Origin of the sequence: Actinosynnema sp. NPDC023658, assembly GCF_040639995.1 — a bacterium.
Taxonomy (GTDB): domain Bacteria; phylum Actinomycetota; class Actinomycetes; order Mycobacteriales; family Pseudonocardiaceae; genus Actinosynnema.
On the sequence record NZ_JBFAAX010000239.1, the window covers coordinates 1 to 8,549 of the forward strand.

General features: G+C 71.4%; 7 protein-coding genes. 4 read left to right on the forward strand and 3 right to left on the reverse strand.

Annotation, left to right across the window (positions count from 1 at the left end; genetic code table 11):
- Positions 1-1,085: cysteine--1-D-myo-inosityl 2-amino-2-deoxy-alpha-D-glucopyranoside ligase (mshC, locus tag AB0G02_RS22085; protein WP_360797344.1), on the reverse strand; the 1,085-nt coding region annotated here is incomplete at its 3' end.
- Between the two features lie 100 nt (positions 1,086-1,185).
- Between mshC and AB0G02_RS22090 the strand changes: the two genes are divergently transcribed.
- On the forward strand, positions 1,186-1,974 hold the full coding sequence (locus AB0G02_RS22090; protein WP_360797355.1) for an SPFH domain-containing protein: 789 nt from the start codon (positions 1,186-1,188) through the stop codon (positions 1,972-1,974).
- A 70-nt stretch (positions 1,975-2,044) separates the two neighbouring features.
- Positions 2,045-3,808 carry a cytochrome c oxidase subunit I gene (ctaD, locus tag AB0G02_RS22095; protein WP_360797346.1) on the forward strand — a complete coding sequence of 588 codons (1,764 nt, stop codon included), beginning with the start codon at positions 2,045-2,047 and terminating at the stop codon, positions 3,806-3,808.
- Positions 3,809-3,832: 24 nt separating this feature from the next.
- Here the strand turns inward: ctaD and AB0G02_RS22100 are convergent, their stop codons facing one another.
- Positions 3,833-6,322, reverse strand: a complete 2,490-nt coding sequence (locus tag AB0G02_RS22100) for a tetratricopeptide repeat protein (RefSeq protein ID WP_360797348.1) — start codon at positions 6,320-6,322, stop codon at positions 3,833-3,835.
- Positions 6,323-6,556: 234 nt separating this feature from the next.
- Positions 6,557-7,126, reverse strand: a complete 570-nt coding sequence (locus AB0G02_RS22105; protein ID WP_360797350.1) for a snapalysin family zinc-dependent metalloprotease — start codon at positions 7,124-7,126, stop codon at positions 6,557-6,559.
- A 200-nt stretch (positions 7,127-7,326) separates the two neighbouring features.
- Here AB0G02_RS22105 and AB0G02_RS22110 point away from each other — a divergent pair, with 200 nt between their 5' ends.
- Together AB0G02_RS22110 and AB0G02_RS22115 are read left to right on the forward strand one after the other, a co-directional pair.
- Entirely contained in the window at positions 7,327-7,908 is a 582-nt protein-coding gene (locus AB0G02_RS22110; RefSeq protein ID WP_360797352.1) for a PadR family transcriptional regulator, read from the forward strand.
- A partial coding sequence (locus tag AB0G02_RS22115) for an FAD-dependent monooxygenase (RefSeq protein ID WP_360797353.1) occupies positions 7,905-8,549 on the forward strand: 645 nt, incomplete at its 3' end. The genes AB0G02_RS22110 and AB0G02_RS22115, both read left to right, overlap by 4 nt.

Sequence of the window (8,549 nt, forward strand, 5' to 3'; positions counted from 1 at the left end):
CACCGGGCCATCGCCGTGCCGAGCCCGGTGCTGATCACCGCGGCCACCACCTGCGCGACGCCGAGGCCCGGTTGGCGAGGTGGCGCCAGCAGGGCGTCGCTCCACGGCCGGTCGGCGCGGTAGTGCCCGGCGAACAGCGCCAGCCGCACCGCGTTCGGGTCGACCTTCATCGCCCGCAGCTTCGACACGAACACCAGGTTGCCGCGGGACTTGGACATCTTCTCGCCGTCCAGCCCGATCATGCCCGCGTGCACGTAGAGCCGGGCGAACGGGTGGTCGCCGGTCAACGCCTCGGCGTGCGCGGCGGAGACGTCGTGGTGCGGGAAGATCAGGTCCGACCCACCGCCCTGCACGTCGAACGACGTGCCGAGCCGGTTCAGCGCGATGGCGCTGCACTCGATGTGCCAGCCGGGACGGCCGTCACCCAGCTCCGACGGCCACGACGGCTCACCCGGTCGGGCAGCACGCCACAGCAGCGCGTCCAGCGGGTGCCGCTTGCCCGGCCGGTCCGGGTCGCCGCCGCGCTCGGCGAAGTACTTGTCCATCGTCTCGCGGTCGTAGTTCGACTCGTAGCCGAACCGCCCCGACGCCGAGTGGTCGAAGTACACGTCCGGGTACTCCACGTCGTCCACCCGGTACGCCGAGCCACCGGCCATGAGCTTGGCGATGGCCTCGACCACCTCGGGGATGGCGTCGACGGCGCCGACGTAGTCGCGCGGCGGCAGCACCCGCAGCGCCACCATGTCCTCGCGGAACAGCGCCGTCTCCCTCATGCCCAGGACGACCCAGTCGTCCTGGTCGCGCTCGGCCCGCTCCAGCAGCGGGTCGTCGACGTCGGTGACGTTCTGCACGTAGTGCACGTCGTGGCCGTTGTCCAGCCACACGCGGTGGACCAGGTCGAACGCCAGGTAGGTGGCCGCGTGCCCCAGGTGGGTGGCGTCGTACGGGGTGATGCCGCAGACGTACAGCCCGGCGGTGGCGCCGGGGGCGGTGGGGCGCACCTCGCCGGCGCTGGTGTCGAACAGCCGCAGGGGGCGCGGCTCGCCCGCGACCCGCGGGACTGGGGTGGAGGACCAGGTCTGCATGTGAACGACCCTAACTCGCGCGTAGGACGGCGCACGAAACGTCCGCCCTGCGGGACCCCCGGGCGTACCCTCCGACCAGGGGACCTGGGAGATGGTCGCGATGATCCTGGACATCGTCATCGGCGCGCTGGGCGTCTTCGCCCTGGGGTTCGCCGGCAGCGCGCGCGTGATCAAGCAGTACGAGCAGGGCCTGGTGTTCCGGTTCGGCAGGGTGCGCCCGCAGTTGCGCGGACCGGGCCTGACGATGGTCGTGCCGGGCATCGACCGGCTGCGGAAGGTGAACCTGCAGATCGTCACCCAGCCGATCCCCGCGCAGGACGGCATCACCCGCGACAACGTCACCGTGCGGGTGGACGCCGTCGTCTACTTCAAGGTGGTCGACGCGGTGCGGGCCGTGGTCACGGTCGAGGACTACCGCTTCGCCATGCTGCAGGTCGCGCAGACCTCGTTGCGCTCGGTCATCGGCAAGAGCGAGCTGGACGACCTGCTGTCGAACCGGGAACGCCTCAACCAGGGCCTCGAGCTGATGATCGACAACCCGGCGCTGGAGTGGGGCGTCGAGATCGACCGGGTCGAGATCAAGGACGTGGCGCTGCCGGAGAGCATGAAGCGGTCCATGTCGCGGCAGGCCGAGGCCGAGCGCGAGCGACGGGCGCGGATCATCACCGCCGACGGCGAGCTCCAGGCGTCGAAGAAGCTGTCCGAGGCCGCCGCGGCGATGGCGTCCACGCCCGCCGCGCTCCAGCTCCGGCTGCTGCAGACCATCGTGGAGGTGGCGGCGGAGAAGAACTCGACCCTGGTGCTGCCGTTCCCGGTGGAGTTGCTCCGCTTCCTCGAACGGGCGACAGGATCAATAGAACAGCAGGTCAAGGCGCCCCAGACCGGCTGAGCGTTTGCCCCGTGCACCGAACGGGAGGAGCATGTGGGCTGGCTCACGTCGTCGGGACTAGGGAGGCGGCATGACCGCGCTCAAGCCGGAACCCGTGATCACCCACCCGGGCGCCGCCCGGCGACGGTCCAAGGGCGCCGTGCTGCTCGGGCTGCTCCGCACGACCGACCCCAAGCAGATCGGCGTGCTCTACCTGGTCACGTCGTTCATGTTCTTCATGGTCGGCGGCGTGATGGCCCTGCTGATCCGCGGCGAGCTGGCCCGGCCCGGCCTGCAGTTCCTGTCCAACGAGCAGTACAACCAGCTGTTCACCATGCACGGCACGATCATGCTGCTGCTGTACGCGACGCCGATCCTGTTCGGCTTCGCCAACTACATCCTGCCGCTGCAGATCGGCGCCCCGGACGTGGCGTTCCCCCGGCTCAACGCGTTCTCCTACTGGCTGTTCCTGTTCGGCGGGCTGACCGTGATGGCGGGCTTCCTCACGCCCGGCGGCGCGGCGGACTTCGGCTGGACCGCCTACACGCCGTTGAGCAGCGCGGTGCACGCGCCGGGCATCGGCCCGGACCTGTGGATCATGGGCCTGGCGGTGAGCGGCCTGGGCACGATCCTGGGCGGCGTCAACATGGTGACCACGGTGTGCTGCCTGCGCGCGCCCGGCATGACCATGTTCCGGATGCCCATCTTCACCTGGAACATCTTCGTCACCAGCATCCTGATCCTGCTGGCGTTCCCGATCCTCACCGCGGCCCTGATGGGCCTGGCCGCCGACCGGCACCTGGGCGCGCACGTGTTCGACCCGGCCAACGGCGGCGTGATCCTGTGGCAGCACCTGTTCTGGTTCTTCGGCCACCCCGAGGTCTACATCGTGGCGCTGCCGTTCTTCGGCATCGTCAGCGAGATCTTCCCGGTGTTCAGCCGGAAACCGCTGTTCGGCTACAAAGGACTGGTCTTCGCCACGTTCGCCATCGCGGCCCTGTCGGTGGCGGTGTGGGCGCACCACATGTTCGCCACCGGCGCCGTGCTGCTGCCGTTCTTCTCGCTGATGACGTTCCTGATCGCGGTGCCGACGGGCATCAAGTTCTTCAACTGGATCGGCACGATGTGGAAGGGCCAGCTGACGTTCGAGACGCCGATGCTGTTCAGCATCGGGTTCATGGCGACGTTCCTGCTCGGCGGGCTGACCGGCATCATCCTGGCCTCGCCGCCACTGGACTTCCACGTCACCGACACGTACTTCGTGGTGGCCCACTTCCACTACGTGCTGTTCGGCACGATCGTGTTCGCCACCTACGCGGGCCTGTACTTCTGGTTCCCCAAGATGACCGGGCGGATGCTGAACGAACCGCTGGGCAAGCTGCACTTCTGGACCACGTTCCTCGGCTTCCACGGCACGTTCCTGATCCAGCACTGGCTGGGCAACATAGGCATGCCGCGCCGGTACGCCGACTACCTGGAGAGCGACCACTTCACCCTGCTAAACACCATCTCCACGATCGGGGCGTTCGTGCTGGGCGCTTCCGTGCTGCCGTTCGTGTGGAACGTGCTGCGCAGCTACCGGTTCGGTGACCCGGCCGAGCGCGACGACCCGTGGGGCTTCGGCAACTCCCTGGAGTGGGCGACGTCCTGCCCGCCGCCGCGGCACAACTTCACCGAGCTGCCGCGGATCCGGTCGGAGCGGCCCGCGTTCGAGCTGCACTACCCGCACATGGTGGAGCGGATGCGCGAGGAGTCGCACTTCTCCCTGACCAAGCCGGGCAAGCACCGGGTGGAGGCGGACGAGGCGACGGAGAAGGCGCTGGCACCGACCGACCGCGAGGACGGGCCCGGCTGAGCGGAGCCGGACGCGCCGGACTCGTCAGTGACGAGCTGGGCCGGGAACCTCCTCGGCGTCGGCCCGGGCCCGCCAGTAGGCGAGGTTGCTCCGCGTGTTGCGGATGCTCGGGTGGTCAGGCCCCAGGACCCGGAGCCGGTCGGCCAGCAGCTCCTCGAACGCCGACGCGGCGGCCTGCGCGTCGCCCGCCTCACCACTCCAGCGAGCGAGGTGGCCACGAGTGGTGAACGTGCTCGGGTGGTCGGGGCCGAGGATGGTGAGCTGGTCGTCCAGCAGGGCTCGCAGGGCTGCCCGAGCCCCGGCGGGGTCACCGCTCTCCTTCTGCCAGACCGCCAGGTTGTTGCGCGTGTCGAGCGTGTTGGGGTGCAGCGGGCCCTGCACCCGCTCCTGGTCGCGCAGCAGCTCGCGCAACACGGTGACGGCACGGTCGGGGTCGCCGCCCTCGCCGTACGCGAAGGCCTGGTCGTTGCGGGTCGCCAAGGTGTCGGGGTGGTCCGCCCCCAGCACCCGCGCCCGGTCGGCCAGCAGCCGTTCGAACGCGGTCGCCGCGCCTCGCCGGTCCCCCGCCTCCCCCAGCCACCGCGCGAGGCGACCGCGGGTCGTGAGGGTCGCCGGGTCGTCCGGCCCCAGCACCTCCGACTGCACCCGGAGCAGGTCCTCGTGGACCGCCACCGCCTGCGCGACCTCCGCGTGACGCCGGCCCGGAACGCCGTTCCAGCTCCAGTCGGCCGGGTGGCCGGCACCCACCGCCGTCGACGGATCGGTGAGGAAGCGCTGGAACACCGCCGCCGCTCGCGCCGCGTCGCCCGTCTCCGCCATGTAGTGCGCGAAGTCGCCCAAGGCGCCGAGGGTCTCGGGGTGGTCCCGTCCGAGCAGCCTGAGCCGTTCGGTGAACAGCAACTCGTGGGTCTCGACGGCCGCACCCAGCAGGCCCGCTTCGCCCTGCCAGAACGCCAGGTCCGCCGTGCAGGCGAGCGTGTCGCGGTGGTCCGGGCCCAACTGGCGGCGGGCGGTTTCCAGCAGTTGCCGGAAGTAGTCGCAGGCGGCACCGGCCAGGCCGCTGCCGCCGAGGCTGGCCCCCGCGCGGTGCAGCAGCGAGTGCCGGCCCTCCCGCCAGAGCTCGGTTTCCGCGGCGGCGTGCACCGCGGCGGCGTTGGCCCGCAGTGACTGCACGAGTGCGGTGTCCGCTTCGATCGACGGCCACACCTGCAACAGCGCGTCTGCGGCCACCGTGGGCAGCAAGCGCGCTCTCTCCTCGGTGTACCGGTCGCGGACTGCGCGCTGGACCAAGGCGTGGACGGTCACCTCCGCGTGGACGTTGGTCGGGTCGAACGCGATCAGGCTGAGGCGGTCCAGGCACATCAACGCGTCCCGGGCCTGCTCTGCGCCGACCTCTGCCCCTGTCACGGCTTTCAGGTGGAACAGGACGGCGGGCGCGGTGAGCGCGCCGACCGGGATGCCGTTCGGGTCGAGGAGCGCCATCACCTCCAGCAGGGGTGCGGCGAGTCCCGCCGGTTCCAGGCGGTCAGCTTGGGCGACCGACAACGCCCAGGTCGCGGCCACCGTATCCCGGTGCTGGTCGGGGAGTGATCCCGGTTCGGGCAGCAGAGCGCGCAACTCGCGGCGCCGGTCCTCGAAGCGTCGCACGTACTCGGCGCAGGTCAGCCGCCGGTCGAGCAGGTAGGTCGCGGCCTGCGCCAAGGCGAGCGGCAGGTGGCCCAGCGCGGCGGCCAGTTCCCGTGCGCCAGACTGCCACCCGTCGCGGTCGGCGAGCTTGGCCTTGAGGTAGGCGGCGGACTCATCGGGGGTGAACAGGCCGACCTCGACCATCCGCCTCCCCTCGCCGCGCAGCGCGGCGTCCCGACGACGGGTGGTCACCACCACTCGGCCGAACGCGGTGCGCGGGGGCCACAGGTCGAGCAGGTCGGCCGGGTCCCGCACGTCGTCGAGCACGACCAGCCACCGCTTCGGAGTGCTCGCGAGCCAGGCCAGCAGCCGGTCTGCGCCGATCGCCGGGTCGGTGTCCTCGGTACCGGTCAGGTCCGTGGCCAACCGCGCGAAGTCCCCGACGACGGCCTCGCGGGACGAGGCCGTGACCCAGACCAGCAGGTCGACGACGCCCTCGGCCCACGCCCGCTCGGCGCAGCCGGCGGCCAGCTGGGTCTTGCCCACCCCGCCCAGGCCGGACAGCACGTCGACGTGGTTCCACAGGCCACCCGGCGCGGCCGGCGCGTCCCACCCGACACCGATGTCACGGCTCTGGAAGGCGTCGGCGCGCGGGGGCACGCGACCGGACCGGTGGGGCAGTTCTGCCGGCGGACGCGTGCCGTAGTGGTGCACCCCACCGTGGATGATGCCGGCCTGCACCAACGGCCCGACGGACCCGCTGCTGTTGACCGTGTTGGCGGTGTCGAACGTGTCGTGGACCGGGGAGTCGTCGTGGACCGGAGCGTCGGGGGCATCGCCCGCCCCTTCCGCCGACTCCGCACCACCAGCCTCCACAGCACCGATCATCTCGCACTGGGCACGATTGCACTCCTACGAGCGCGGTGACCGGCCGAGCTGTCCGTCCGCCTGCACTCCGGCCAGGTCACGCCGGCGACGGCCGGCCCCCGCCTGCACGCGGTCAGAGCGGTGAACAAGGCCGTGGTCGGTCGGGCGACAGCACGGCCGTGCGCGGGCGGGGCCCGGGGGGGGGGGCGGCGGGGGGGGGCGGCGCGGCGCCCCGCGGCGCGCCCGCGCCGCGGATCAGTACACGAAGCACTCCTCGCTGCCCGCGTAACCCGCCGCGCGGACGTCCGACGCGGCGAGCAGCCCGGCGAACCTGCGGTCCACCTCGGCGCGCTCGGCCGAGTTCGGCAGGTCGTTGCGGCAGGACACCGGTGCGCTGGAGCCGGACATCAGGTCCGTGCACAGACCCGTCCGCCGGTCCGGCAGGCCGAGGATGTGCCCGATCTCGTGCGTCGAGATCCGCGGCCGGTAGTAGCCCTGCTGGACGGCCTGCCGCCCCATGTACACGGTGCCGTTGCCGAGCGACGACACGTACGCGCGCGGCCAGCCGTCGTCCGCCAGGATCCGGATGTTCGTCGGCGTCCCGGAGGCCCGGCGGGCCAGCTTGACGTTGGTGACCGACTTGTTCCAGTTGGCCGCGGCGGTGTCCCAGTCCGCGGCGAACTCCTGTGCCTGGCTGACGTCGTAGTACAGCGTGCGCGCCAAAGCCTGCGGGTCCGCCGACGCGCTGGGCGCACCGACCGCGACCAGCGGCAGCAGCAGGCCCAGCACGGCCACGACGACCCGCGCGGCCTTTCGTACGAGCATGGTGGTCTCCTTGGGTACAGGGACGGGGAGCCGGTGACAGGGAGGCTCCCGCCCGTCCAACGAACCAGTCGTCGCGGTTCGTCACCAGCCCCATACGTAGGGTTGTTCGGACCACCTCCGGATCGACCCCGTCGCGCCCTGACGGATAGTTGACTCTGACTAGTCATTCCTGGATAGTCAGTATTGACTAGGAGGTGGCGGTGGCGTCCAAGCGCAAGGTCGGCAACCTGCTGGGGCTCGCGGTGCTCGGTTATCTCGTCCGCGAGCCCCTGCACCCGTACGAGCTCAGCAGGCTCATGCGGGCCCACGGCGACGACCGCAGCATCAAGTTCACGCACAGCTCGCTGTACATGGTGTTCGGGCAGCTCGCGAAGGCCGGCTTCATCGCGGAACAGGGGACGTCCCGCGAGGGGCAGCGGCCGGAGCGGACGGTCTACGCGCTGACCGACGCCGGGCGGGCGGAGCTGAAGGACTGGATGCGGGAGCTGGTCGCGGAGCCGCAGCACGAGCACCCGCGGTTCGTCGCGGCGCTGTCGATGATCTCGGCGCTGCACCCGGACGAGGTGACCGCGCTGCTGCACGCCCGGCTGGACGGGCTCCGCCGGCAGCTCGACGAGATCGAGGCGATCGTGGCCGGCGCCGACGCGCACCCGCTCTTCCTGGTCGAGGAGGAGTACCGCACCGCGCTGCTGAACGCCGAGGTCGCGTTCGTCCAGGGCTTCCTGGAGCGCATCAAGGACTGGCGCCCGCTGTGGGCGCGCTTCCACGAGGGGGAACGATGAGAGCGACCGTGATCGGCGGCGGCATCGGCGGGCCCGTCGCCGCGATGGCACTGCGGAAAGCCGGGATCGACGCGAGCGTCCACGAGCGCTACGACCGCACGGCCGACGGCTCGGGCGGTGCGCTGAGCATCGCGCCGAACGGGTTGCAGGCGCTGGAGGTGCTGGGGCTCGCGGACGCCGTGCGGGAGATCGGCACGCCGATGACCGCCATGGAGCTGCAGAGCTGGAACGGGCGGACGCTCGGCCGGTTCGGCAGCGAGCCGCCGCAGTTGTTGGTGTGGCGTCAGGACTTCCACCGAGTGCTGCGCGAGGAGGCCGTCCGGCGCGGGATCACCGTCGTGCACGGCAGCGAACTCGTCGACGCCGTCGACCGCGGCCCGCACGTCACCGCGCGCTTCGCCGACGGGTCCGAAGTGGACTCCGACCTGCTGGTCGGCGCGGACGGCATGCGCTCGACCGTGCGGCGGCTCATCGACCCGCAGGCGCCGAGCCCGCGGTACGCCGGTCTGCTCGGCTTCGGCGCGCGGATGACGCGGACCGGCGAGCCGTCGACCGGCGGCGCGATGCGGCTCGTCTCCGGCAAGCGCGCGTTCTTCGGCTACCAGGTCCACGACGACGGCTCCGGCGGCTGGTTCGCCAAC

Bases quoted from the DNA above. Each gene is read 5' to 3' on its own strand.
- AB0G02_RS22090 (WP_360797355.1), top strand. From the start codon at position 1,186: ATGATCCTGGACATCGTCATCGGCGCGCTGGGCGTCTTCGCCCTGGGG.
- ctaD (WP_360797346.1), top strand. From the start codon at position 2,045: ATGACCGCGCTCAAGCCGGAACCCGTGATCACCCACCCGGGCGCCGCC.
- AB0G02_RS22100 (WP_360797348.1), bottom strand. From the start codon at position 6,322: ATGATCGGTGCTGTGGAGGCTGGTGGTGCGGAGTCGGCGGAAGGGGCG.
- AB0G02_RS22105 (WP_360797350.1), bottom strand. From the start codon at position 7,126: ATGCTCGTACGAAAGGCCGCGCGGGTCGTCGTGGCCGTGCTGGGCCTG.